General features: G+C 42.0%; 26 protein-coding genes. 18 read left to right on the forward strand and 8 right to left on the reverse strand.

The genetic code is table 11. From position 1 onward, the window contains the following. Nucleotides 1-100 precede the first annotated feature (100 nt). Nucleotides 101-1,522 carry a chromosomal replication initiator protein DnaA gene (gene dnaA, locus GVN16_RS04840; RefSeq protein WP_166563116.1) on the forward strand — a complete coding sequence of 474 codons (1,422 nt, stop codon included), beginning with the start codon at nucleotides 101-103 and terminating at the stop codon, nucleotides 1,520-1,522. Here dnaA and GVN16_RS04845 read toward each other — a convergent pair whose 3' ends face one another. Genes GVN16_RS04845 through GVN16_RS04860 form a run of 4 tightly spaced genes read right to left on the reverse strand, consistent with a single transcriptional unit; the run spans nucleotide 1,523 to nucleotide 4,465 of the window. Continuing rightward, nucleotides 1,523-2,518, reverse strand: coding sequence for a hypothetical protein (locus GVN16_RS04845; protein ID WP_166562721.1), 996 nt, complete (start codon nucleotides 2,516-2,518; stop codon nucleotides 1,523-1,525). 1 nt (nucleotide 2,519) lies between these two features. Beyond that, nucleotides 2,520-3,110 (reverse strand): dephospho-CoA kinase, encoded by a 591-nt coding sequence (gene coaE, locus GVN16_RS04850; RefSeq protein WP_166562722.1) that lies wholly within the window; start codon nucleotides 3,108-3,110, stop codon nucleotides 2,520-2,522. A gap of 4 nt (nucleotides 3,111-3,114) precedes the next feature. After that, nucleotides 3,115-4,113 carry a glycosyltransferase family 2 protein gene (locus tag GVN16_RS04855; protein WP_205748785.1) on the reverse strand — a complete coding sequence of 333 codons (999 nt, stop codon included), beginning with the start codon at nucleotides 4,111-4,113 and terminating at the stop codon, nucleotides 3,115-3,117. A gap of 7 nt (nucleotides 4,114-4,120) precedes the next feature. Next, nucleotides 4,121-4,465 carry a YbaB/EbfC family nucleoid-associated protein gene (locus GVN16_RS04860; protein WP_166562723.1) on the reverse strand — a complete coding sequence of 115 codons (345 nt, stop codon included), beginning with the start codon at nucleotides 4,463-4,465 and terminating at the stop codon, nucleotides 4,121-4,123. A 123-nt stretch (nucleotides 4,466-4,588) separates the two neighbouring features. Between GVN16_RS04860 and GVN16_RS04865 the strand changes: the two genes are divergently transcribed. The 8 genes from GVN16_RS04865 to GVN16_RS04900 all read left to right on the forward strand — a co-directional run bounded on the left by GVN16_RS04865 (nucleotide 4,589) and on the right by GVN16_RS04900 (nucleotide 13,946). Beyond that, entirely contained in the window at nucleotides 4,589-5,812 is a 1,224-nt protein-coding gene (locus tag GVN16_RS04865; RefSeq protein ID WP_166562724.1) for a M20/M25/M40 family metallo-hydrolase, read from the forward strand. Nucleotides 5,813-5,918: 106 nt separating this feature from the next. Next, nucleotides 5,919-6,302, forward strand: coding sequence for a CoA-binding protein (locus GVN16_RS04870; RefSeq protein ID WP_166562725.1), 384 nt, complete (start codon nucleotides 5,919-5,921; stop codon nucleotides 6,300-6,302). Nucleotides 6,303-6,393: 91 nt separating this feature from the next. Continuing rightward, nucleotides 6,394-8,820, forward strand: a complete 2,427-nt coding sequence (locus GVN16_RS04875) for an endonuclease MutS2 (RefSeq protein ID WP_166562726.1) — start codon at nucleotides 6,394-6,396, stop codon at nucleotides 8,818-8,820. Between the two features lie 175 nt (nucleotides 8,821-8,995). Beyond that, nucleotides 8,996-9,208, forward strand: a complete 213-nt coding sequence (locus tag GVN16_RS04880) for a PspC domain-containing protein (protein ID WP_166562727.1) — start codon at nucleotides 8,996-8,998, stop codon at nucleotides 9,206-9,208. 265 nt (nucleotides 9,209-9,473) lie between these two features. Next, on the forward strand, nucleotides 9,474-10,349 hold the full coding sequence (locus tag GVN16_RS04885; protein WP_166562728.1) for a hypothetical protein: 876 nt from the start codon (nucleotides 9,474-9,476) through the stop codon (nucleotides 10,347-10,349). A gap of 328 nt (nucleotides 10,350-10,677) precedes the next feature. After that, nucleotides 10,678-11,775 (forward strand): saccharopine dehydrogenase C-terminal domain-containing protein, encoded by a 1,098-nt coding sequence (locus GVN16_RS04890; protein WP_166562729.1) that lies wholly within the window; start codon nucleotides 10,678-10,680, stop codon nucleotides 11,773-11,775. 3 nt (nucleotides 11,776-11,778) lie between these two features. Then, the gene (locus tag GVN16_RS04895; protein ID WP_166562730.1) at nucleotides 11,779-12,678 is read left to right on the forward strand and encodes a DUF1338 domain-containing protein; all 900 of its coding nucleotides are present in this window, start codon (nucleotides 11,779-11,781) and stop codon (nucleotides 12,676-12,678) included. Between the two features lie 146 nt (nucleotides 12,679-12,824). Then, on the forward strand, nucleotides 12,825-13,946 hold the full coding sequence (locus tag GVN16_RS04900; protein ID WP_166562731.1) for a YhcG family protein: 1,122 nt from the start codon (nucleotides 12,825-12,827) through the stop codon (nucleotides 13,944-13,946). 4 nt (nucleotides 13,947-13,950) lie between these two features. Here the strand turns inward: GVN16_RS04900 and GVN16_RS04905 are convergent, their stop codons facing one another. Both GVN16_RS04905 and GVN16_RS04910 read right to left on the reverse strand, forming a co-directional pair. After that, nucleotides 13,951-14,145: a PspC domain-containing protein gene (locus GVN16_RS04905; protein ID WP_166562732.1), complete on the reverse strand. Its 195-nt coding sequence runs from the start codon at nucleotides 14,143-14,145 to the stop codon at nucleotides 13,951-13,953. A 75-nt stretch (nucleotides 14,146-14,220) separates the two neighbouring features. Further along, complete coding sequence (locus GVN16_RS04910; protein ID WP_166562733.1) at nucleotides 14,221-14,547, reverse strand: iron-sulfur cluster assembly accessory protein; 327 nt, start codon at nucleotides 14,545-14,547, stop codon at nucleotides 14,221-14,223. 84 nt (nucleotides 14,548-14,631) lie between these two features. Between GVN16_RS04910 and GVN16_RS04915 the strand changes: the two genes are divergently transcribed. The 4 genes from GVN16_RS04915 (at nucleotide 14,632) to GVN16_RS04930 (ending at nucleotide 17,991) form a co-directional block, all read left to right on the forward strand. Further along, nucleotides 14,632-15,255, forward strand: a complete 624-nt coding sequence (locus GVN16_RS04915; protein ID WP_166562734.1) for a YiiX/YebB-like N1pC/P60 family cysteine hydrolase — start codon at nucleotides 14,632-14,634, stop codon at nucleotides 15,253-15,255. Nucleotide 15,256: 1 nt separating this feature from the next. Then, nucleotides 15,257-15,499 (forward strand): VF530 family DNA-binding protein, encoded by a 243-nt coding sequence (locus tag GVN16_RS04920; RefSeq protein WP_166562735.1) that lies wholly within the window; start codon nucleotides 15,257-15,259, stop codon nucleotides 15,497-15,499. Between the two features lie 180 nt (nucleotides 15,500-15,679). Continuing rightward, the gene (locus GVN16_RS04925) at nucleotides 15,680-16,405 is read left to right on the forward strand and encodes a hypothetical protein (protein ID WP_166562736.1); all 726 of its coding nucleotides are present in this window, start codon (nucleotides 15,680-15,682) and stop codon (nucleotides 16,403-16,405) included. Beyond that, entirely contained in the window at nucleotides 16,402-17,991 is a 1,590-nt protein-coding gene (locus tag GVN16_RS04930; RefSeq protein WP_166562737.1) for a hypothetical protein, read from the forward strand. Before GVN16_RS04925 ends, GVN16_RS04930 begins: the two co-directional genes overlap by 4 nt. A gap of 33 nt (nucleotides 17,992-18,024) precedes the next feature. On the opposite strand, the gene GVN16_RS04935 is transcribed toward GVN16_RS04930, so the two are convergent. Further along, nucleotides 18,025-19,776, reverse strand: a complete 1,752-nt coding sequence (locus GVN16_RS04935; RefSeq protein ID WP_166562738.1) for a M14 family metallopeptidase — start codon at nucleotides 19,774-19,776, stop codon at nucleotides 18,025-18,027. 6 nt (nucleotides 19,777-19,782) lie between these two features. Further along, nucleotides 19,783-21,438, reverse strand: coding sequence for a M14 family metallopeptidase (locus GVN16_RS04940; protein ID WP_166562739.1), 1,656 nt, complete (start codon nucleotides 21,436-21,438; stop codon nucleotides 19,783-19,785). Between the two features lie 205 nt (nucleotides 21,439-21,643). Here GVN16_RS04940 and GVN16_RS04945 point away from each other — a divergent pair, with 205 nt between their 5' ends. The 5 genes from GVN16_RS04945 (at nucleotide 21,644) to GVN16_RS04965 (ending at nucleotide 25,018) form a co-directional block, all read left to right on the forward strand. Continuing rightward, nucleotides 21,644-22,060 (forward strand): hypothetical protein, encoded by a 417-nt coding sequence (locus GVN16_RS04945; protein ID WP_166562740.1) that lies wholly within the window; start codon nucleotides 21,644-21,646, stop codon nucleotides 22,058-22,060. Between the two features lie 326 nt (nucleotides 22,061-22,386). After that, the gene (locus GVN16_RS04950) at nucleotides 22,387-23,460 is read left to right on the forward strand and encodes a T9SS type A sorting domain-containing protein (protein ID WP_166562741.1); all 1,074 of its coding nucleotides are present in this window, start codon (nucleotides 22,387-22,389) and stop codon (nucleotides 23,458-23,460) included. 120 nt (nucleotides 23,461-23,580) lie between these two features. After that, nucleotides 23,581-24,033, forward strand: a complete 453-nt coding sequence (locus GVN16_RS04955) for an SRPBCC domain-containing protein (RefSeq protein WP_166562742.1) — start codon at nucleotides 23,581-23,583, stop codon at nucleotides 24,031-24,033. Continuing rightward, nucleotides 24,014-24,337 (forward strand): helix-turn-helix transcriptional regulator, encoded by a 324-nt coding sequence (locus GVN16_RS04960; protein ID WP_166562743.1) that lies wholly within the window; start codon nucleotides 24,014-24,016, stop codon nucleotides 24,335-24,337. Before GVN16_RS04955 ends, GVN16_RS04960 begins: the two co-directional genes overlap by 20 nt. Nucleotides 24,338-24,592: 255 nt before the next feature. Next, on the forward strand, nucleotides 24,593-25,018 hold the full coding sequence (locus GVN16_RS04965; RefSeq protein ID WP_166562744.1) for a hypothetical protein: 426 nt from the start codon (nucleotides 24,593-24,595) through the stop codon (nucleotides 25,016-25,018). Nucleotides 25,019-25,021 lie beyond the last annotated feature (3 nt).

Below are 25,021 nucleotides of genomic sequence, written 5' to 3' on the forward strand. Positions count from 1 at the left end.
TTTTTACATTGCAGGGGACTTTTTTTTTCTTAGTTTTGTAGCCCCTTAAAAAAAGGCATTGTTTTTTTACTGAAGAATTTGACTAAAATATCATCCGGTGATTTCTAAAGAGGCAGAAATAGTTTGGCAAAATTGCCTGAAGGTAATTCGCGAAAATATCACTGACCAAGGTTACAAAACTTGGTTTGAGCCTATTATTCCGTACAAGCTGGTCGACAAAAAACTGATCATCCAGGTGCCGAGTCAGTTCTTTTACGAATGGTTGGAAGATAACTATGTTAAAATCCTCAGAAAAGCCCTCGACTTTGCCATCGGGCAGGACGGACAGCTGGAATACTCAATCATCATAGACCGCGGGAATGTTAAAAATAACCAGCCGGCACTTTCTATTGATGTTCAGAAAAATAACCAGAGAAGACCGGATCATAACAACCAGGTAGCCTCCGCTACTATCAAGAACCCGTTTGACCTCAAGGGCCTTAATTCTACCCAGCAGGATTCTTTCCTGAACGGAAATTATACTTTTGATAATTTTGTAGAAGGAGATTGCAACAGACTGGCCAGGGCGGCGAGTTTTGCGGTGGCACAAAAGCCCAGCACTACCTCATTTAACCCCCTGATGATCTACGGAGGGGTAGGATTAGGTAAAACGCACCTCGTTCAGGCCATCGGAAATTACATCTCAAGGAACTCTGTCGAACAAAGATTCGTGCTTTATGTTTCATCAGAAAAATTCACCAGCCAGTTCATCAACTCCATCAGGGAAAACAGCCTGCAGGATTTCATGTCCTTTTACATGCAGGTGGATGTACTGATCCTTGATGACGTTCAGTTCTTATCCGGAAAAGAAAAAACACAGGAAACATTCTTCCATATATTCAATCACCTTCACCAGTCGGGCAAACAGATCGTGATGACCTCAGACCGGCCGCCAAGAGAACTTGCCGGCATGGAAGACCGTCTTCTTTCCAGGTTTAAGTGGGGCTTAACTGCTGATTTACAGACACCTGACCTCGAAACCCGCATTGCCATTATTCAGAACATCGTAGAAGAAGAGAATGCTCATATAGATGATGAAGTTATTGAATACCTGGCTCATTATATTGATACCAATGTACGTGAACTGGAAGGCGTGGTGATCTCCCTGATCGCCAATGCTTCACTGACCCGTTCTAAAATAGACCTGGACCTCGCCAAAAATACAGTTAAGAATATTGTGGAAGAAACTGAGAAAGTCGTCTCAATGGATACCATCATTGATGCCATCACGGATCAATATAATGTTAAGGTAGCAGACCTCAAAGGCAAGACCAGGCTGAGGGATGTGGTTCTTCCCAGGCAAATCGCCATGTACCTGGCCAAGGAAATGACCAATTTGTCATTAAAAGCAATTGGCTACCACTTTGGAGGCAGAGATCACAGCACGGTTATTCACGCCATTCAAACCATCAATGACCTGATCGATACCGACAGGGAAATTGCCAAGTCTGTTAAAGAACTCAAAATGAAGTTCAAGAAATAATCACATTTCGAAAAACAACTGCAGTGCCTGCTGGTTATCCCATTTTTTTTCTATCCTGTGCAGACTGTAAGTGAAAAGGCAATTGACTTTGCTTTTTCTGAAGAACCTGATCTTAAAATCCGAACGGTTGTATTTCCTGGAACGATAAAATTTATCGCCGTAAATCTGGTTGAAACCGTCACCCGCATAGAAAGTATTCTTAAAAATAAACCATTTCTTTTCAACCAGCAGCTCATTGATAAAGCCGTCCGGGGTTTCCAGTTGATTCAGTGCCCTGGCCCGCTGATAGCCCGATGCCCATCCAAAACCCACCATCAGTTTATCGAGTTTTAAAAACTTTTCCTTTTCAAATCCGATTTTCAGGATATTGGCCCCGTTGTCATGTAAAACATCATTAGGAGTTCTTACAGAGGCAAAGGCATCATGCAGCATACTGAACTGATTTTCAGCAAAGACCGGCCCAAGCTGGTATCGTGCTGCCAGGCCGAACAGAAACTGCTCCTTGTTTTTTTCTGTCTGCCGGCTCACCCAATCCAGCCAGAACTTCAGACTCACCCTGCTTTTTTTGTACTTAGCCATAAGGCCCTGCACCGTCGGGCGGAAATACAAAAGCGTATCTGTAAGCAACAGCAAAGAATAATCGGCCATGTCGTCTCTTCTTGAAAAAGATCCGAACTTAAAGTCGATGGTTTTCCCTCTGTAATTGTAATAGATTTCAGGAGTAAAGTTTTTTGAGGTAATTGTCCCTCCAAATTCATACAAGGTATTGATCCCTGCCCGGAAATAATGAACGGAATCGATGGTTTTTGATAAATAAGGAGTAAACCTGAAACCGAATATGGTTTGCGGATACTGGTATTGATATTGGTATTCCCGGTTATCGGCAAACGCGTGGAAATGAATCCCGCCTTTAACCTGTGAGAACCCGGCCTGCGTCATCAGCAACTGAATAAAGAGGGAAATTCCGACACAAAAAATGATGCTTTTCCCTGACATTTCAGATTTGATTAAGGATTTGGCGATGAATGTCCAGTATCTGGGGTATCATTAACGTCACCTCGTCATTATAGACGATATAATCAGCGATGGCATTAAATTCTTTTTCGGATTTTTGATTTTTAATGATGGCCTCAATCTCACTCAGCGACCGCTGGGGGTCTCTTTGTTGTATTCTCTGAATCCTGAGAGCATCCGGAGCAGTTACCACAATCACCTTATCCAGGCCATTCTGCTCGCTGGCAGCATTCATGAGAGCGGCTTCTTTAATTACATACGGAGACGGAGCGGATTTTTCCACCCAGTTTTCGAAATCTTTTCCGACAGCCGGATGAACGATCTGATTGAGCTGCGAAAGCAATGATTTGTCTTTAAAAACCTGTGAGGAAATGAATTTCCGGTTGTATTTACCATCCTGATAAGCTTCTTCACCGAAAACCAAGGTGATCTGCCGGACAATGTCCGGATCGTTTTCAATCAAAAACCTGGCCCGGGAGTCGGCATCATAGACCGGCACACCAAAGGACGAAAAAATCTTACAGGCTATGCTCTTGCCACTTCCTATTCCTCCGGTAATACCCACTTTCAGCATTTCATTAGGGGATTAGTTCTGAAAATTTCCTGATTTTTTTATAAAAATAAAGCCAGATGATCGATTTCGGAAACAATTCCTCATAGGCGAGAAATCTTTTACTCCTGTTTTTCATCAGATAGGGAATCATGGCATAGAAAGCAAAATGTGCTTTAATCACTGCCCAGATGTCTTTAACAGTTCCTTCTTTCAGATACCTTAAACTTGAAACGCCATCCAGTATCAGCCTGAAGAAAATAATCGGAAATAAAACGCCGGCAGGCACATTTTTAAAGATCATGGCCAGGTTATTCCTGTAATTTAAGAAGGTTTTGTACGGATTACTCTTCTGCAGAGTGCCCCCGCCTACATGATAAACCACAGATTGAGGAAAACAATATACTTTATGACCTTCGTTCTTTATTCTCCAGCATAGGTCCACCTCTTCCATATGGGCAAAGAAACGGGCATCAAAACCACCAAAAGATTTGTAGACGTCAGCCCTGATAAACAAGCAGGCCCCTGTTGCCCAGAAAATCTCCATCTCCCGGTCATACTGCCCGGTGTCTTCCTCACAGCTGTAAAAAATCCTGCCTCTGCAAAACGGATATAGCAGAAAATCAAGAAAACCACCGGAAGCTCCGGCATATTCAAAATGATTTTTGTTTTTGTAATCGAGGATTTTAGGCTGGGCCGCAGCTATTGCCGGGTCGTTGTCCAGTTTAGTGATAACCGATTCAAGCCAGTTTTCGGTGACCTCCACATCTGAATTCAGCAGGACAAAATAAGTAGCGTCAATTTGTTTTAAAGCTTCGTTATAGCCCCCTGCAAATCCATAATTCTTTGCCAGCTTTATAACATTTACCTCAGGAAAGCTATTTTTCAGGAAGTCAATTGAGTCGTCTGTGGAAGCATTATCAGCCACAAAGACATCCGCGTTTTTAGAATGGGTAATAACAGAAGGTAAAAAAAGCTCTAAAAAAGCTTTTCCGTTAAAATTGAGAATAACGACTGCTGTTTTCAATCGGTCATTATTTATTAAAGAGATTTCCTAAATCCATACCGGGAATAGAAGGTAACATCCCCTCGGTCATTTTTTGCATTTCGGCTTTTGATTTTTGCTCTACTTCTTCCAATGCCTTATTAACCGCCGCAACGATCAGGTCCTGTAAAATGGCTACTTCTGAAGCATTTACAATGTCAGGTTCGATTTCAAGTTTCAGGACCTTCTTCTTACCATTCACCGTAGCTTTTACCATACCGGCACCGGCCTCTCCTTCCGCAATAATATCTTCAAGTTTATCCTGGGCTTCCTGCATTTTGGCTTGCATCTCCTTCACCTTACCCATCATGCCCATCATATCAAACATTCCCATAACAAAAGTCATTTATTATTTAATCCACAAAAATAAAGCTAAGAATCCGTAAAAAGAATTTTTATGATAGAATTAAAATACCTTACCTTTGTGTAGAATCATTATAAATAAGCAAACGGCAATATGAAAAAAATATGGACTCTGGCTCTCCTTGTTTTTGTTATCCAAGGGGCGTATTCTCAAAAATTTGATGCTTCTCAGGTTAAAAATCATATCGTTTACCTGGCCTCAGACAAACTGGAAGGGCGAGGTACGGGTTCGAAAGGAGAAAAACTTGCGGCAGAATATATCATCAAACAATTCAAAAGTCTCGGACTTAAACCGGCGGGAGATAAAAACGGCTTTTTACAGGAATTCCCGGCAAAAAAAGGCCTTCCTCCAAAGCAATCATACGTTCAGGCGGCCAATGTCATAGCTTATCTTGACAACGGAGCAGATAATACCATCATCATCGGTGCTCACTACGACCACCTCGGCACAGGCGACCAGGGAAGTTCATTAAAGGCTAACTCGGGCGGGGAAATCCACAATGGTGCAGATGACAACGCCTCAGGCGTGGCCGGGATGCTGGAGCTTGCCAGGTATTATGTAAAAAATGAAATAAAAGAAAAGAACAATTTTCTTTTCATAGGGTTCTCAGGTGAAGAGTTGGGACTTGTAGGTTCCAAGTTCTTTGTCGACAATCCGACCATTGATCTCAAAAAAGTAAATGCAATGATCAATCTTGATATGATCGGCCGCTACAGAACAGACAAAGGGGTTTCAGTGGGTGGCTATGGTACTACCAGTTTCTGGGGCACGATTGTTCCTGAAATCACCAAAAACCTCAACATTCATCATACGGTTGATTCTTCGGGTATAGGGCCGTCAGACCATTCATCATTTTATCTGAAGGATATCCCGGTATTGTTCCTCTTCACAGGCGGTCACCAGGAATATCACAAACCGACTGATGATTCGGACCTTATTAATTATGAAGGTGAGGTTTTGATGCTGAATTTCCTGACAGAAGTGATCGCGAAACTGGATGCTTCCCCGAAAATTGATTTCAAGAAGGTAGCGACTCCGCATTCGGGTTCTACTCAAACCTCGTTTAAAGTAACATTGGGCGTGATGCCTGATTATTCATTCAGCGGAGACGGATTAAAAATAGACGGTGTAACAGAAGGAAGACCGGCTTCAAAAGCGGGATTTGAATCCGGAGATGTTCTTCTTGAGCTGGGCGATTTTAAGATAAAAGATGTTTACGGATATATGGACGCTCTTTCAAAACATGAAAAAGGACAGACTGTAAAAGCAAAAATCAAAAGAAAGGATGAAATTCTGACCAAAGAGGTGACTTTCTGATAAAAATCCCCTTTTATCGTTCACAGGTATTTAAACTATTCATAAAAAGAAACTGTTTGTAAATTATCAACAGTTTCTTTTTTTAATTTATAGCAGCCATTATTTTATGAACGGTACGAACGAAAAACACAATCTTAAAACATTAATCTTAGGTGCTTCCATTAAACCGGGCCGGTATGCCCTTCTTGCCGCCAACAGTCTCCACAGGCATGGTCATGAAACGGAGCTGGTAGGCAGAGACTGCGGTGAAATCAACGGGGTAAAAATCAAACAGAATACATTGGGGATTAACAAAATCGATACCGTCACCCTTTACCTTAACCCCGCCAACCAGGAGCCCTATAAAAACTTCATTTTTGACCTCAAACCGAGAAGGGTGATTTTTAATCCGGGAACAGAAAATCCTGAATTTGAGAAAGAACTCATCGAAAAAGGAATTGAGGCTACCGAGGCCTGTACACTCGTTTTGCTTTCGACCAACCAGTATTGAGCATTAAATCTTTTGGCTTTGAGGAACTTAGTTTAACTAAATCCCGAAACAAAAGCTTAATTTTGCTATGTATTTACCTTTATAAAGTCAGATGCTTTATCCAAAAAATATTGAACAAAAACTCGGTTTTGATAAAATCAGGGAACACATTGCCAATGAATGCGTCAGCCTGCTGGGCAGATCTTTCGTTGACAAAGTCAGGTTTTCCGACAATTTCGAACAGGTTAAAAAACTTATAGATCAGACGGCAGAATTCAGGCTTATCATTCAGCTGGAGAATTCTTTCCCGACTCAAAATTATCTTGACGTCAGTGATTCGTTAAAAAGAGCGGCTATTCCGGGGACATTCCTGGATGAGGAGCAATTCTATGATATCAAGCTCTCACTGACCACTATTCAGAAGATCATTCATTTCTTTAAGAACAAAGAGGATGAGATTTACCCCAACCTCAAGGCATTGAGTAAAAACTCGATCCCTGAAAGCAATCCGGAGGGCTGGGGCTGGCTCATTTCTGAAATCGACAGGATCATTGACGAAAGAGGCAAAGTCAGAGACAATGCTTCTCCTGAGTTATATGAGATAAGGAGAAAACTGGCCGCTGAACAGCAATCTGTCAGAAGAAGCCTCGAAAGGATATTCAGAACCGCCAGAAACAGCGGGTGGATCGGTGATGAAATGTCTTTAACAGTCCGTAACGGCAGACTGGTTATTCCTGTACTGGCAGAACATAAACGCAAACTGGGCGGATTTGTTCATGACGAATCTTCTACCGGGCAAATGGCCTTTGTAGAACCTGCAGAAGTGCTGGAAGCCAATAACGAGATCAGAGACCTGGAAATCAGGGAACGGAGAGAAGTCATCAAGATACTTGAAAAACTTACGGCTTTTATACAACCTCATGTGCCCGAATTACAGAAAGCTTATTTCTTTCTTGGTCTGATGGACTTTATCAGGGCCAAAGCCAAGTTTGGAGAAAAAATAGAGGCCACCTCTCCCCTGCTGGTAGATGAACAACTCATTGACTGGACAAGAGCCAGACATCCTTTATTATACCTTGCTCACAAAAAACTGAACAAGGGCATTACCCCGTTAAATGTCAGGCTTGATCATGAAAACAGGATCCTGATTGTATCCGGGCCCAATGCCGGGGGAAAATCAGTAATGCTGAAAACCATAGGGCTGATTCAGTATATGACGCAATGCGGACTGCTGGTGCCCGTATCACCGGATTCTAAAATCGGGATTTTCAGAAATCTTTTCATAGATATCGGGGATGAGCAGAGCATAGAAAATGATCTGAGTACCTACAGTTCTCACCTCACCAATATGAAGCAGTTTCTTAACTTTTCGAACAGGCAGACTTTGTTCCTGATTGATGAGTTCGGAACAGGTACTGAGCCCACTCTCGGAGGAGCCATTGCAGAATCGATTCTTGAGCAACTTCAGAAATCAAAAGCCCTGGGCGTGATCAACACACACTACACCAATCTGAAGGTGTTTGCTGATAAAAATCCGGGACTGATCAACGGAGCCATGAAGTTTGACGGCGAAAACCTGGAGGCTTTGTATGAACTGGAGATGGGCAAGCCCGGTAGTTCATTTGCCCTCGAAGTAGCCCAGAAAATAGGCCTTCCTGATTTTGTGATCAAAAATGCCAAGAAAAAACTGGGTAGTCAGCAGGTGGATTTCGAGAAACTGCTGAAAGAACTGGAAATAGAGAAAAAGGTCTTCTCAGAAAGGAATCTTGAATATGCCGTTGAAAACCAGAAGCTGAAACAGAAGATCGAACAATACAACGGTCTGAAAGATTTCCTGGATACAGAGAAGAAAAGGATCATTAATGACGCCAAGGATCAGGCCAAGAATATCCTCAAAGAGACCAACAAGAAGATTGAGAATACGATCAGGGAGATCAAAGAAAATAAAGCCGAAAAAGAACTGACCAAACTGATCCGCGAAGAACTGGTCAGTTTTGAGAAAACTGAACTGAAAGCGGAAAAGCCGAAACCTGAAAAAGTAAAGAAAGAGGAAGAGTGGAAGAAGTCAGAAGGGGAAATCGATAAAGGCAGCTTTGTCAAAATAAAAGGTCAGGCTACCATTGGCCATGTGCTGGCTATGAAAGGTAAGGATGTAGAAGTGGCGATAGGTGAACTAAAAACGACCATCAAACTTAACCGTCTTGAAAAAGTAAGCAAGAAAGAATATAAAGATGCCGTCAAAGAATCTCCCAAAGCCAACCTGGCCGGCCTCGACATGAATGAGAAGATGTCGAACTTCAGCTTTAACCTGGATATCCGTGGCAGAAGAGGTGAAGAAGCCCTGGGTCTGGTCGATGACCTGATGGACGATGCCATCCTCCTGGGATACCCGGAAGTGCGGATTGTCCATGGAAAAGGTGACGGTATTCTCAGAAATCTGATCAGAACACACCTCAAAACCTACAAACAGGTAGGCAAAATGACCGACGAACATGCCGACAGAGGTGGTCCGGGTGTTACTATAGTGGAAATGAAGTGACTTTAACGACCTGAAAGTCACTTTCTTTTTTTGTGCTCCATAAAAACAACCATTCTTCAATAATTCTCACCACTCATGTACTTTGCATTGCATAGTACCTTCTATTCTTTGTAGTTTTGAATCATCAATCTGACAGACAGATTGCTTAGATTAAAAAAAATAAACAAATAATAAAATGAAAAAGCTATTTAGAATCAAAGGTACAGAATCAATGTTGGGTGGTGTTGCAGCCGGTTTGGCCGACTACTTCGGAATTGACGTTACACTGGTAAGGGTTTTACTGGTAGGTGCGTTTTTCACCCCGATGCCGATTGTTCTCATTTACCTGATCCTGTGGGCGGTAATGCCTTCACGTTCAGCTTCTGAAACAGTGATCATTCCTTCGTAAGACATTACATTCTGAAATATTCAAAGCCTTTCGTCATTATGGCGAAGGGCTTTTATTTTTTGAAGCAATCCCTTAGCTTTGAATTCAAAATACCAGAGCTATAGAAATTCAAAGCCGTAATCACCGGAAACTTATCCTCGAGAAATTCCTCAGCCCTGAGGTCAGAAACTTTCTGAATACGATCCATTGGGGCAGCAAAGGAACCGTCTACATCCGGCCTGTCAGTGAAAATACCGCTGGTCTGTTATATCAGCCTCATGTGTTTGTGCTGAAACAGGACCGGGAAATTCTCGCAACAGTACTTGCCAATCTTTATCCGGTCACATGTGATGAGCTCAAGGCTGAGGCTTTTTATTTCCGGTATTTTGCTTCATCCCCTCAGTACAGGGGTAATGTGTTTGTAGCCAGAACCAGTACTTTGGTCATTGACTGGATGAAGAAGAATTCTTCAGGGAAAACACTGTTTTATGCCTACCTGGAAAAGAAAAACTTCCAATCCTCCAAACTGGTAGCCAGCCTGGGATTTGAAGTAATAAGAAATACCTCTACATATGGATTCAGCCGCTTTTTCCCTAAAAAAGACACGAGAGTACAGAAAGTTTTGCAAGCCGGGGAAAAAGAATCTGTTATTGATTTGCTGAGAGACTTTTACAGGCACCACAGCATGGTCAATTTCAGCAGTATTCATAACAACGATAATTACTTTGTGATCAGGGAACACGGGGAGATCGTCGCCGGTGTCCAGGCCGTTAAATCAAGATGGATTGTTCAGCAAATGGAGGGCTGGTCCGGACAACTGATCATGAAAGCTGCTCCTCATATTCCTTTTATCAACCGCCTGTTCAACCCTTCCGATTTCAATTTTGTGGGTTTTGAAGGCATTTATTTTAAAGCAGGCAGAGAAAAAGACCTGATGCGGCTTTTCGAACATATCCTGGCCGAATTCCAGGTCAATGCCGGTCTTTTCTGGCAGGATGTGGCTTGTCCCTACAATTTAAAAAATGAAGCACTGGGCCTTATTAATAAATTTGTGGAAGGCACAGGTTCTTCTTTAATGGTCCATTTTAATGAGACCGGTGACCAGGAAAAGGAGCTTATAAAATCCCTCCCCGTTTACATCAGTTGCTTTGATTTTGTTTAAAGCTCGCCAAATATTCTTCAATTCTCTGGTGATTCAGGGATGCTTTCATTATATTCGCAATATCTAAATGCATCATACATTGTTTAAAGATCTAAATTTCTTCCTTGCACGACTCGCCTACCTTCGTAGTGCCTGTTCGTTTGTTCCTGATACCCTGCTCTGAATTCATCTGACTCAGCTTAAAGCTGATTAAGAATCTGTTTTATTAAATTTCTATCATCGTTCTTTTGAACAGAGCGGGATTTTTTGTGTGTGCCTGAGTTTGCAGCACAACGGATTATATTTCAAAATCGCAGCTCACAGGGGCTGTCAATAACATTAATTAAACATGGACAAGCATAAATTTAAAGAAGGAGATCAGGTTTTAGTCATAGGAATGGGCAAGGTAGGCTCATTGGTCGGTGTGTTGCTGAGCAAGAGATTTAAAGTGACGGGACTGGATAAAAACAAACCGCACTATACTTTCCCCTTGCCTTTCGAAATCGTACAGGGGGATGTTTCAGATCTGAGTTTTATGGAAAACCTGCTGGGCGATTTTGCCGCTGTGGTTTCCTGCATGCCTTATTACCTTAATCTTCCGATAGCACAGATCGCCCACAAAAAAGGTATTCATTATTTTGACCTGACAGAAGATGTGCCTACGACACAAGCCATCCGCGAATTGGCAGAAACGGCAGAATCAGTGATGGCCCCTCAGTGTGGGCTCGCTCCCGGGCTTATTGGAATTGTGGGGGCAGACCTTTGCAAAAGATTCGACAAAATCAGGGATATTGAATTGAGGGTCGGGGCATTGCCGCAGTTTCCCAACGGACTTTTGGGTTATTCCTTTACCTGGTCACCTGCCGGGGTGATCAATGAGTACATCAACGACTGTGAGGTCATTCACAATGGTGTCAAGAAAATGGTGCCTGCTCTTGACGGTGTTGAAAAAATATACATCGGTGGTGAAGAATTCGAAGCTTTCAGTACCTCGGGAGGTCTGGGAACCATGTGTGAGACCTTTGAAGGCAAGGTAGACACCCTGAACTACAAGACCATGAGATATCCCGGTCACGCCAAACTTATGCGGTTCCTGATCTATGAACTGATCATGAAAAACCGCAGAGAGCAACTGGAAGAAATACTGACAGAAGCCAAGCCTCCGGTTCAAGAAGATGTGGTGTATGTGTACGCCGTGGTAGAAGGCTGGAAAGACGAAAGGATTAACAGGGAAGAATATTACAGGGCATTCAAGCCGGTCGAGATCGATGGTATCAAATGGAGGGCCATCTCCTGGACGACAGCGACTTCCCTTGCAGCCGTGATTGAGATGGTGGCGGACGGTACGCTTCCTCAAAAAGGTTTCCTGAAGCAGGAAGAGATATCTTTTGACGCTTTCCTTGAAACCTCCAACGGCCAGTTTTTTGTTGAAGATCAAACCAATTAAAATATGAAAACAGAAGCCTTAAAAATTGTCATGGACGGATTGATGCGTCGGTACACCGAACGTGTGCCTGACGTCAAAAAAATAACTTCTGCGATGGTAGAAGCCGGATTTATCAATTCCCCTGAAGACATAGAAAATGACCATGTGGCTTTCAGAACCATGGGCGTAGAACATCTGGGAATCCAATCTTTTGAAAAAATATTCTCCTATTACGGCTATGAAAAGCGGGATTACTTTCATTTTGAAGGGAAGAAGCTGAATGCTTACTGGTATGCTCCTCCACAGCCACATTTCCCGAGGATATTTGTGAGTGAATTAAGAGTAGACGATCTCTCTGAAAAGGCACAGAAAATTATCAGGAGTTACACGGATGAAGTCAAATCTGACCCTGCCGATGCCCTGGATCTGGACGATGCCTTATCTGTAGATGTTTTTCTCCATCATCCGCTCTGGCGTACACCCACCTGGGATGACTATGAAGCACTTCAGCAGGAAAGTGAATATGCTGCCTGGGTGATTTACAACCGTTATTACCTGAACCATTACACGATCAGTGTGCATAACCTGCCTGCAGGGCACGGGGACATTTACAGGTTTAACGCGTTTCTGGAGTCTATCGGAATAAAACTGAACGACTCGGGAGGAAAAGTAAAAGTAAGTCCGGATGGTGGATTACTGCAGAGCTCTACGGTAGCCGAAATGATAGAAGCTGAATTTTCCGACGGATCAACACATGAGATATCAGGCAGTTATGTAGAATTTGCAGAAAGGAAAGTGCTGCCTCAGTTTCATGATTTACCCACTGGTGAGATAAAAAGAGAACACAGGCGGGATGGTTTTGAAACCGGTAACGCAGATAAGATATTCGAAAGCACGTTTTCGACGCAGACGGGGAAGAATTAAATTTTAAGGTGTCTGGTTTTCCCAGACACCTTAAAACATATTGACCAATCCTTCATTATTGTATTTTTCTAAATATCATCCTATATTTAGACTCAGGAAATCATACACTTTTGACTTTCTTCCACAAACTTAACTGATCGATACACATGACAAATTCTACGACACCGGAACAGGATGTTTTTCATCAAATTGTTTTGCTGATAGAACAATCCAGAAACCGCACATTTAACAAAATCAATGAAGAACTCATTTTGCTCTATTATCAGGTTGGTGAAATAGTTTCAAACAAAGTAGCTGAAGGCAACTGGGGCGATCAGACTGTCAATAGCTTAGTGGAATTCATAGGCAAAAAATTACCCAGGCAAAACGGCTTCAACCGAAGAGGATTATACAGAATGAAGCAGTTCTTTGAGACTTACTCGCTACAAGGCTTTATGTTACCTTTAACCCCTCTGATACAGAGTTATTTCAATGAAAATAAGAACCTTACAATTGTGTCGGCAGTGCCGACACAATTAATGTATACAACAGAACTCCATCAAAAATTCATACTTGGGATTTTGACTCAAATTACCTGGACAAATCATCTTGAAATTTTATCTTCCACTAGCTCTTCTGAAGAAAAATTCTTTTATCTCGTACAATGTATAAAAGAAAAATGGTCAATGAGAGAACTAAGACGACAACTTTCAAGCAGCTATTTTGAAAGAACATTTCTCGCCAAAGAATTTGTGTCGGCACTGCCGACACAAATTCATCATAACTTTTTAAAAGATCCTTACATTTTTGAATTCCTTAATTTACCTCAGCATCACTCTGAAACAGACCTTGAGAAGGCTCTTGTATTAAATCTTCAAATGTTTATTCTCGAAATAGGAAAAGGGTTCAGTTACATGGGCAGTCAATATAGATTACAAGTGGGTAATAAAGATTACTATTCCGACTTACTCTTCTACCACCGGGATTTACAATGCCTCGTATTGTTTGAATTAAAAGTCCGGGAGTTTGAGCCCGAGTTTTTAGGTAAGCTAAATTTCTACCTGGAGGCTCTTGACCGGAATGTCAAAAGAAAACATGAAAATCCCAGTATAGGAATTTTACTGTGTAAAGGAAAAGATAATGAGGTAGTGGAATATGCCATGGCAAGAAACAACTCTCCTACTTTAATAGCTGATTATCAAACCCAGCTCATTGACAAGAGGGTATTGGCAAACAAACTACACGAATGGACAGAACAGCTTTCAAGATTGCATAAAACTGATATCTGAAGCATTAAACCTCCTCTTTGGGCATCACAAAAACCATCAGGATATAAACAAGAATAGGAGAACCTACACCTAAAATTGTAGCAATAACCACCAGAATCCGGATCAGTGTGGGGTCCAGAGAAAAGTATTTAGCCAAACCTCCGCAGACACCGAAAAACATTTTATCAGAGCCGACCACTCTTGTCAGTTTCTTTTCCATGCGTTTTTTTAAGACAAGATACAAAAAAAACGTGCCGGTCAGGTACGCTCTTAAAAAAATCTTTATGTAAAGTTATTAAACGGCAAAACTCTCTCCGCAACCGCAGGTACGCGAAGCATTCGGGTTTCTGAATTGAAATCCTTTTCCGTTTAATCCGTCAGAAAAATCAAGCTCGGTTCCCAGAAGATATAACAGACTCTTTTTATCAACAAAGATCTTAATTCCCTTATCTTCAAAGATATGGTCTGTTGAGCGTTCTTCTCCGTCAAACTGAAGGTCATACATCAGTCCCGAACAGCCTCCACCTTCTACAGCTACCCTGATGCCATGGTTTTCTGTTTTACCTTCCTTGAGTTTAAGCTCAATAATTTTATCTTTCGCCTGTTCTGTTACCGTTACCATAATTGATGTTAATGCTGTTTGTTAATTTATATAGCTTTAATAAATTTACATCTTAATAAACGACCATTCCTGTCCAAAAGTTTCATGGCAGAAGCATTAAAGACAAAACGAACGCTGGACTTACAATATCCCAGAAATCCGAAGGGCAATAATCTGCGTTTTTATGAAGCCATGAGGGAGCAGTTTAAAACCGGAGACCTGTTATTTTTTTCAGGAGAACACTGGCTGTCACGCCTGATCAGGTGGAGATCGAAGTCTGCCTGGAGTCACGTGGGGCTGGTCATCAGGATTGAAGAAATCGACAGGGTCTTTTTACTTGAAAGTATCCTTGAAACGGGAGTAAGAATGGTACCCCTTTCGTTTGTAATGAAAAACTATGGCGGCGATTATGAACCTTATAAAGGCCGCGTAGCCTGGGCAAGGCATTTTATCATGGCCAATGACCTGGTCAGACAAAAAGGAATCAAGGAGTTCTGCCTGGATAACCTTACCAAACAATATGACCGAGACGAGTATTTCAGAATCCTGTGGCGATCCCTTACCGGAAGAAAAAAACTATTTGAAGATGATAAATTCACTTGTGCCGAGTATATTTATGAAGCTTATAAATATGCCGGCTTAAAACTCCCCAGAGAGAAAGGTGTATTTATCAGCCCCGGAGCCTTCTGGAGGCAGGATGGAGTAGAATTAAAAGCCATATTGATTTAAAATGACCGATAAAGAACCGAATAAAACCCAACCCAATAATCCGCTTCACGGAGTGCGGCTCGATACTATTTTAGAAGAACTTGTGGCCGAGTTCGGCTGGGATGAAATGGGTTACCAGGTGAATCTTAATTGCTTTAAAAATAATCCGACCATAAAATCCAGCCTGAATTTTCTCCGCAAGACGCCATGGGCCAGAAAAAAAGTGGAAGACTACTACATCTGGATGATAGAACGGAAGAAGTAATCGTTACCAGCCGCCTGAAAGATTAGACTATTTTTATGATATTTTGGCTTTTTAGCTGAATTCCTAAAGCCGGATAAATTTAACTTTCAAATCTCTTCATAAATCCCTAGCTTCGGATTACTAAATGCTTATGGATTAATTCATTATGCATAGTCCATTCATGATATAACCAGAAAAGCCATGGTGAAAAACTTAATAACGCAGATCACAATTCTGCTGCTTTTGTCTTGTCCGGTTTTCGGAACAGTCAAAGACAGTACCATGCTGAAGCTGTATAACAGATCATCAGCCGGTATCCGGTTCTCGACATTTGGCTACGGGATAAACCTGCATTCTTCTCTTTCTCAAAAATCTAAATTTGCTTTTGGCCTTGACTATACCTTTCTAAGGGTTGACAAAAACAGGACACTTAATTTCAGCGAAAAATCGAGTATCGATATTTTACCTGATGTAAAGCACAGCATGGTTTCAGCTTATGCAAGTTATTACCCATGGAAAAAATCAAGGTTTGGAGGGAAAGCCGGAATCGGCTATAATTTCGGGCAAAAATATGAGGCCGTCATTACCTCCACCACAGGCGTTGAACTTGGGGGTGTCGAAATTTCCGGAGAAGATTTTGGAGTGGTTGATGTAGGCATTAAATGGAACAAACTTATGCCTTATCTCGGTATCACTTACCTGAAACCTATGAGAAAAAGCCGGTTCCTGTTCGGATTTGATGTAGGTTGCCTATACATGGGAAGCCCGGTTTTAAGATCTGAATATGAAGGATTCCTTGAATCCACGACTCTTGATACTGATATAAAAAAAATCCAGCACAATATGAAAAACTACAGTTTCTATCCTTACCTGTCTTTTCACTTCAATTATTCTATTTTTAAAGATACAAGGCCAAAGAAACCATGAAAAATCTTATTAAAATATCTGTTCTGATCAGCCTTTCAATACTCCTTTTTTCAGGCTGTAAAAATCCCATGGAAGATTTTACGCTGGGGTTTAAAGATCCGATTCAAAAGTCAAGACTCGAAATAAGGGCCTACAGTCCTTCCGGAGCATTGCCTGAACTTGTGGAAATATTTTTTGCCGGACCTGGTGCCGGTAAAATTGTGACAGTGTTAAACACAAAAAAATTCAAGCTTAATAAAGAAGGAAACCTTTTTGTAGCTGTTGACACCACTGTCAAACCATCCGTTGCAGAGCCTGTTGAATTCACTCTTGCAACTCAACCCACGGGTTTTACAAAAGCCATCAGATCCTTTAAGTTTACAAACAGCAATAGCCAATACTATAGTCTCAGCTTATTCAATCAGTCCGCTCCTCCTGCCGGGGTTTCAGCTTCACAATTCGAGACCAGTTCCGGTGGCAACTCCTACCAGTTTAAGACCTCCGGGCCAAAGAAACAGGAAGAAGTAACTATTGATATTCCTGCTAATCTTCAATATCTCGATAATAAAAATAATGTAATAAGCGGCAAAATGGACCTGGTAGTTCATCATTTTGACAACCGACAGGCGAGAGTTTTTTTGCCAACGGGAGGGGTAGCAAGTAATGCCATTGACCAAAACGACAAACCCTTACCTGACCCGTTCGACTTACCACAGTTTGCCGGGTTTGCAAACATCCAGGCAAGTTCCGATAAGCATGAGCTTGCCATGACATTTTCCAGTCCCATTACACTAACTTTTGAGCTCAATACAGAAACCATCAATTATCAGACTAAAGCAAAGATCAAAGAAGGCGACGTTATTCCGCTGATGAGTTTTGATGATTACAAAAATCAATGGAAAATTGAGGGTACTGTAAAAGTCGAAAAAAGTGGTAATACATTAATAGCAAAAGCATCTGCCGGCAAAGCGGGTTACTGGATCATCGGCTGGCCGAGATCACTTTGCAGGCAAGGTCCGAAATTTACCTTAAAAAGTAATTTTACGGACGTTGACCTAAGCTATTTTTGCCAGATCATCGGCGTAACCTCAGGGAATGTCCTCAGAACGACTTATATCAGCTTTAATAACCAAAGCAGTTTCAGTATCAACAATTTTCCGAAGGATACAGAAAAGATCAAAATCAAGGTATTCAATTTCAACAACATTTACGGAGGTGATCAGAAAACTGCCGTTTATGAATCTCCACCTATGGATGTGTGTGAAAACAAAAACAGCGAGGTCAATGTATCCTCTCTTCCCGTGCCTCCTTTTGTGACGGTTACTTACAAAGTGGTTTGTGAGCAAGGCAAAATATTGGATGAATCCACCCTGCCGGCTGAAACCAGGACCCAGTTTTCAGAATCAGGTAAAAATCAATGGCGGGACCTGGTGATTGTCACCCGGAAACAAAGAAGTGCAAAGTCTTATAAGCTTCAGGTTGGAAAAACCTACGATTTGAAAGCGAGCATTGATGGCGGAGCCTCCTGGCCTTACAAGCAAAACAACTTCCTGGTTAATAAAAAGACCTGGTTTTTCGAATTCAGTGATCTGAACAATTGCAAATAATAAGAAAAGGGTCCCGGCGGGACCCTTTTCTTATTAAATCGTTTTAGATACTACGCCGCCTTTCATACTGTCGACTTCTATCGCAGCCTTGTCAGATTTGCCTTTAATGACCCACCTTACTTTTACTGCCCCCATACCCGGGATATTCCTGATCTCGAGTTTCTCAGGCCTGTTTTTCTGTTCTTTAGTCAGGTTGAAATCTTCATTTTCCACAATCATGCCGGCAATCACCTCCGCATTTTTAATCGTAATGTAATCAGGTCTTTCGATTTTGTACTTCACATCATGCGAAGAATGGGTGGGCATGATCCTCCGGTTGATAACTGTGGCCGTCACTTCCGTTAAACCGCCGCCAAGGTCCTTATTATTTACCTCTATCACCTCAAGCTTAGGCATTTGCTGGGCATGAAGAATCGTAAAGGCCATATTCCTGTGAGCATCTTCCATCAGCAAAAAACCCGGGTGGTTACGAAGATAGTTTTTCTTAGGCCCTCCGATTTCAATGTCTCCGTATTGCGGGTGCTTGAAAGGTTTCCACTGAACGTAACCATCTCCGAACAGCAGGTATTTATCAAATTCCTCAAATTCCTGGTTAGAACCTCTCTCTGCCGCAGCTTTGTCATTAAACAACTTATAGGAAGTCATCAGCTCATTACTGAAGGTAAACACGCCCCTGTTCAGGGCCAGCCAGTCAATTTCCCCTCCATAGACGGTATAAAGGTCTTTGTGAATGACAAAGTATTTATATCCGGGCACCATGCGTTCGCCGAGTTTACCAATGAAATTATAAACGTCAACATCGGCCCTGTCATAAAACGGGTCATCTTCAGCAGCCCCGGGACCTCTCAAGAACATCCCCCCGTTGTTGTGATAACTTTGTGCCCCGGCAATGTTCGGATGTTTTTTGATAAATGCTTTAATGGCCTGGGTCTCAGGAAGTGTGCCAGGATAAAACAAGGCTCCCCTCTGCACATAATCAGGCTGCCAGTTCCAGGCCCAGTCACGGTTAGGGTCATAAGTTCCTGTTGCGTCTTCATTAACCAGCCCATCGCCATCATTATCAATTCCTTCATAACCCAGCATTTCGTATTCTCCCGGCTCGTCCTGTTTTGCCGGAATCATTCTCTGCGGATTGTCACAGTCTATTTTCCAACGCCCTGTGGCAGACTTCCTACGCATCATCACGATGTTGCCGTCGCCGTCAAGGTCATCCAGTTTATCTTCGTCTGTCAAACCGTCTCCATCCTCATCAAAAGCCCTTCTGCCTGTTCTTGAAGAATGTGGATTATTGGCACTTTTAATGAAATACTCCCTCGAATCTGGGTTAATGGTAGGAATAACATAGAAAACTTTATCCTTCAATAATTGTTTGATAAAATCAACCGTCTGAAAACTCTCAGCCAGGTACCATGCTGTATACAGAGCTACTTCGGTTCCCTGAAGTTCATTGGCATGGATGTTTCCATCAATATAAAAGCCGGGTTTCCTGTCAGCATTACCAGACTTGAAATCAGAAATACTCATTACCCAAAGGTCGCGGCCCTCAACAGACTTTCCGATAGATTCCAGTTTAACCAGCTCAGGGTAAGCCTTGGCCAGGTCCTGGCAAATTCTTGTGATCTCAGCCTGATCGCTGTATTTATTCCAGTAAACCTTTACCTTAGGATTAGCCGGTGATCCGATTGCCCTGATACCGTTCAGGTCTTCAGGAGAAATAACCGGGTCTTTCTGGGCAATGGCCGTTAAACTCACCAGCCCCATCAATAGTAAAATATATTTTTTCATGTGATATTACTTTATATTCAGTTCAATAGTTTGTATTCCGGCAGTCGGGCAACCGGCTTCAACAGTCAGTTTACCTTTTCCATTGACCAGCCAGCTGTATTCAATGACCTCACCCGCGTCAAGTGCCCCTCTGTAATTGGTTTTTTTACCGGAAATCAATGATTGCCCGTTCGCCAGTTTCACTTCGGTTTTTACTTTATAGACAAATCTCACCCTGTCGCCCATCTCAGCATAGGTAGGCAAAAGTCCGCGGTTAAGCACCTGCACCGTTACACGGCTTACACCATTCTGTAAACTCTCAACTTTAGGATTAACAATCTGAACTTCAGGCATGGCTTTTAACAGTTCTGCCAGGAATCGCTGATGTTTTACAGCTGCTGAGTCAAGGTATTTTACCGGGGGATTCTGCATCAGGTAAGGAGCAATGCCTCCTACCTCAGCTTTTTTACCTTCAAAACCCGGGTGTTTTATGCTTGTCCAGTTAACAAAAGCGTCAATCTTCTCTTTGTCGGCCCATTTCAGGAAATCAGCCTCGGGACTTGAGTCTTCTTTTTTAGCCACCACCGGCTTGGGAGCTTCTTTTTTTGTTGAATCTTTAACTTCCTCTACTTTCGGCACCCACCAGCCCGGTGTCGTAAAACTGAACCTTCCGGCATGATAATAGGCAGTCTGGGTTAAATTTCCTTTGGTTTGCGGCATCGCCGGAGCATCCTTAAGCCCTGTTTTTGAATTGTACATTTTTGAGACAAAATCCCCGATCAAGGCATCTTTTTCCAATATTCCGGTAACGATCCTCTTATTGGTCTTCATCCTGTCAAATTTTGGAGCTTCAGATAAATTGTTTGAAAGTCCGAAAGTTAAAACAGTATGGATGTTTATGCTTTTATAGAGAAAATCAAGGATTGCTCTGGTTTCAGGTTCTGAAGCCTGGTACTCTCCTGCCCCCTTTTCGAAAATGGGATAATCAAAAGTAAAGTTCTGATCAATGTTCACACCACCTTCTCCATCTTCGTTAAACTCTCCGTCGTTGTCATTGTCCACACCCTCTGAAATCAAAAGGTATTTACCTTTCTCTCCTTTTGAAGGATCTGCTTTTACCAACAAACGAGACTCTTTTTTATTCAGGATGTAATTACCGGTCGGGTCTTCAATCCTCACCTGCGTGATCAGGCCGTCGCCGTTTAAATCCTCAAAAGGGTCCTCATTTAATTGTCCGTCCCTATCGTCATCCGTCGAAGTGGCGTTTCCACTTCTGGCATATTTGATCTTGTTCACCACCTGTTCCAGGGCATCAGGGTTTAAAGCAGGCACAAAATAAAGGGTCTTTGAACTCAGTACAGAAGAAAGTGAATCAGCCGGAAGACTGAGAAGCTTTTCCAGCAGGAGCAGATTAATCTCCGTACCGGCAGGATGTTTTCCGTCGGCTCCGGCTACCACCAACACTCCGGGTTTCTTTGCAGCCTCCCCTTTAGAAAGGGTAAACAGCCAGATGTCTTTGCCTCCGCTGCTTTTACCGATGGATTGTACGGAACCCGAAGCATTGTTTTTAGTGGCCAGATTTTTTAGCCGTGAAGTGATCGCAGCATGGGAATTGTAGGTATTCTGGGCGTAAAGGCATGAAAAAAACATAGAAAAGCCCAAAATCAGTAGTTTTGTTCGCATATAAATCAAGGGTTTGTTGAAGAATAGATGATTCGCTGCAAAAATCGCAATTAAGTATAGAAAAACAAATCTATTTTATTTACATTTGCAACAATGATGCATTTAAGTCGCTACTTGAATGACCAAACAGATTAATTTCGAATACTAAAAGTAGAATATTATAGATCAATCCTTATTTTGCCGATAGCCTTAACCTTTTGTTTCTATGAAAAAGTCAATCTTCATTTGCATACTTATTACCGGACTCTCTGCCTGTCAGAATAATCAGAAAGAACAGTTGCTTAAAGAAGCTTTCGGTTATTATTCAGAAAGCGACAGGATTCATGTCGCAGTGGAAACGAAACTTGATTCTCTGGACCAGGTCATCATTGCCCGGAAAGTACCATCCACAGACTCTCTCCACCTGAAAGTAGCTGCTTTAAAATCCGAATTCAGGACCTGGCAGGAGACCTTTTTTGAGGTTCCGGGGTATGAACACCAACACACTGCCGGAGAACATGAACACCACCATCATGAACACAAAACGGCTCCCGATCTTACCCCGGAGCAAATGGTCTCTGTACAAAAAGAAATTCTCGACCATATTCAAAAGATAAGTATAAAGATTTCCGGTCTTAACTGATTTCTTCTTTTAAGAGACTCAACAAAGTCCTGTTTTCTTCGGCTACTGTTCAAAATATGTGACTTTCTGCGTTTTGCACGTCTAAATGATAGTGCAACATACTTGACATATACTTAAAATTATCATTATCAAATAGTTACACTCCTATTTGTCTTACCTGTGTTTATCCGTAGGTAAACAAACCAGCATTTCTATTCACACTTGTAAAAAAGACGGGCTGCCTTGTTAAAGTACCTTTAATGTCATTAAAAAGAAGAGGGTATCGAGCAGTGTAAGTCCTGAGCATTTAATCCGGAAAATTAAAAAAAACTCAAAAAGTAAAAAAGATGAAACTACTAGCAAAAACCCTTGCTCTGCAATTGGTATTACCTATTGCTTTTGCACAAACGCCCTCTTTCTGCCTTATCGATGAGACAAGCCCTTTTGGAGTCTCTGTCAATGTAAGCAGCACCGGTACTCATTCGCCCAACTGGTCAAATGAATCAAAAGCCATTGATAACAATTCCTCAACGCCTGCAGTGGCCTCTTTCTCCAATCCCAATTCAGGTTTAAGAACGGCCACGATAACCTTTAGCTTTAGCAGCCCCATTCCTGCGGGTTGTAATATCCGGTTTAAGATGGCGAGTACATTAAACGACCCCTCCGGGCTTACGCTCAACATCAACACCAGCTCAGGTCAGAACTTTAGTATTTCAGGCTCCCAGATTTCCGGTTCTCCCGGTGATTTTGTCGGGGACACGGGCCCTTCTGACCCGAACGGCTTTGTCCTTTCAGCTTCTGCCAGCTCCATTACACTTACTTTCTCAGCAGTATCAGGTGCAGGGGCCATCCATGTGAATGATATAGAAAAAAGCTGTGAATGTACGATCCTGCCCGTTTCGCTGGTATCATTTACAGCTGTTAAGAATAATCATGTCAACCAGCTGAAATGGTCAACCGCCTCTGAAACCAACAACAAAGGATTCGAAATACAGAGAAGCTCAGATGCAGCCAACTGGGATATTATAGGATTCACAGCCAGTGAAACAACGAACAGCACAAACCTGATTACTTATCATTACACAGACGAGGCTCCATTAGCCGGAATCAATTATTACAGGTTAAAACAACTGGATATTGACGGTGGATTTAGTTTCAGCCCGAAAAGAGCAGTCAAAACAGATGAACAAAATACCCCTGTTACTTACGGAGCCAATCCTGCCTCAGATATGTTGAACTTAGGTGGCGATCTCAGTAAAATCCGGATGATCAGGATTATCGATAACTTCGGTCGCGTGATCGATGGAAATGTACCTGTCAAGAGCAATATTGACCTCCGCGACCTCCAAAAGGGAGTTTACATACTGCAGATAGAAATGCTGAACGGCAAAAGAGTCAGCAAAAGATTTGTGAAAGAATAAATGGCAGGAACAACAAAAGAGATAAAGCAACGGCTTTTAGTTATTTCAAAAAAATAAAAACAAAATCATGTAACTCTAAAGTTACTTATTATATTTGCGTAACTCAAAAGTTACGCAAATATGAAACGAGATATCCAACTTAAGTGGTTTTATGCCTATGCCCCCGAGATAATCTGGGAGTGTCTTACCAATCCTGAAATACTGAAGCAATGGAACCTGAGTTCCGGAGACTTCAAGGCAGAAGTGGGTTTTAAATGGATGGAAATACAAAAACCCAGGCCTAAAATGGATTGGGACGGGAAAATTTATTTTGAAATCCTGGAAGTTATCCCTTTGAAAAAGCTGGCTTACTCTTTTAAAGGAGGAAAGTCAGCCACAGAAATAAACCTCGACACTGTGGTTACCTGGACCCTGATTCCTAAAGATGGCGGCACTGAACTTCATTTAAGCCAGACCGGGTTTAATGGACCGAAAAACTATATTTCAAGTTTTATCATGGAGCTGGGCTGGAGAAATAATGTCACCAAACGGTTCAAAAAAGCCTTATCTGCCCATGTCAGCATTAATAAATAACATTGACGCCTTCTATGCCTTGTCAGATCCAAGCAGAAGGGAAATACTCAGGCTGCTTTCTGAAGATAAGAAGTCGATCAATTCCATCGCAAAAAACTTTGACATCAGCCGGCCGGCTGTTTCTAAACATATCAAAGTATTGACCCAGACCGGCTTTATTACCATAGAAGAATTGGGCAGAGAGCGTTATTGTATCCTTAACCAGCAGGGATTTTATGAATTGGAACAGTGGCTGGGGTATTTTGAAAACTGCTGGACCAAAAGATTAAAAAATCTGGAGACTTTCCTGGCAAAAAACAAATAAAACCTGCTTAAAGGACTCTGCCTTAACCTTAATCCCCGGAGCGGAGTCCTTTATTTTCTTTCTTCCCCTCTTTAAAACGCTTGCCGTAAAACTGTTCCGGCATATTTAAAACTGCCATTTGCTGCTGAAAAAAAAAAATATTTAGTTATCAGTGACTTATGAACCTTTTGTACGTCTTAAATAACAAAACGTTTTATAAACTTTATCAGCAACACATGATTTATGGAAAGGAGATTATTTAAAAATGCTTTAGCCATGTTAGCCATCTTCCTCGTTCTGAAAGGATTGAGCGGGTTCGAATCTCATTTCAAAGCCAGGAAAGAATTCATCGCCTCTTCTGCCGGTCGGTTTTACCCGGTCTTTTCGGATGCAGACCAAAAGCATGTTCAATTTCTGATTCCTGAGAACGGTTCACCAAAAATCATTTCAGCCGACCTTCAGCAGGAAATCATAACACTGTCACTGAGAAAAGGCTGGAAAATCGACAACAACAAGGTGGTCATTGCGGAGTATCAGGAAAACTGGAAAGCTTTCTTTTCCTTCCTGGTTTTGTGCAGCGGGGTATTACTCGGGGGAATGTTATTGATCAGCCTCATAAAAACGCCACGTTATTCAGGAATAGCTGTTTATAACCACCTTAAAACCATCCGTTTAAATAAAAAATTATTACATCCGGCGTGAAGC

It is taken from the genome of Emticicia sp. CRIBPO, from assembly GCF_009905725.1.
In the GTDB taxonomy this organism is placed as follows: domain Bacteria; phylum Bacteroidota; class Bacteroidia; order Cytophagales; family Spirosomataceae; genus Leadbetterella.